Source organism: Bacillus sp. AFS012607, assembly GCF_002558005.1.
GTDB classification, from domain to species: Bacteria; Bacillota; Bacilli; order Bacillales; family Bacillaceae_G; genus Bacillus_A; species Bacillus_A thuringiensis_S.
In genome coordinates this window covers 1-866 of sequence record NZ_NTVM01000076.1, presented here as the reverse complement: position 1 = coordinate 866, position 866 = coordinate 1, and the positions used below count along the sequence as shown (strand labels likewise).

The following is an 866-nucleotide window of genomic DNA, read 5'->3' as shown; positions in this document are numbered from 1 at the left end:
ATATAATCCCCTACTTTGACTTAAACGGTTTGGCTCTCAGCAGATTGTTGTCTATTTCCTATAATGTCTTTATTGTACAAAATATTACCGGATGAATTCTGGACTTTAATGCTTGCATACGTACTAGTAAAATAGGAATGGGGGATACCCGCTTCTAATTTAATCTGCATTTTTTCTGTTGCTTTGTTATACTCTACTTTTGCGATTTCTCGATCATTATACCCCTTTAAAGACCAGGTAAATTGATTTCCATCTAAAACTGTTGTTTCTGGCATTTTTTCTACTTTCTTCAGGCCTTCTTTTGTCACTTGATATCTTGCTGTCTTTCCAATGGTTTCATTTTTGTTATTTTCAAGGTTAATTAAAGTCGCTCGCGTTTTTTCCTTTGTTGCTTCCCCTTCTATATGAGTAAGTTCAATATAATCCCCTATTTTCACGGGCACAGTTTGACTTTCAGCATTTTGTTGTTTATTTCCCACGATTTCCTTATTGTACAGGACGTTGCCAGAAGAATTCTGGACCTTAATACTCGCATACGTACTAGCAAAGTAGGAATGTGGTACACCTGCTTCTAGTTTTACCTTCATCTCTTCTACCGTTTTATCATAATCTACTTTTGCAAATTCTCTATCACTATATCCTTTTAATGACCACGCAAACTTGTTTCCTTCTAAAATTGTTGCTTCTGGCATTTTTTCTACTTTCTTCAGGCCTTCCTTTGTAACTTCATATATGGCTTTTTTTCCAAAGCTCTCTTGTTTACTATTATCTACATTTGTAAGAGTAGCCCTATGTACACCTTCTAGATGTGTTAACTCGATATAATCGCCTACTTTGACTGGAACTCTTTGCGATTCAGCATTTTG

Annotated in this window: 1 pseudogene; it reads right to left on the bottom strand. The window is 35.6% G+C overall.

The window, feature by feature from the left end:
• Positions 1 to 23 precede the first annotated feature (23 nt).
• Positions 24 to 866 (bottom strand): annotated as a pseudogene (locus tag CN409_RS30770) (putative mucin/carbohydrate-binding domain-containing protein); the annotation flags it as partial.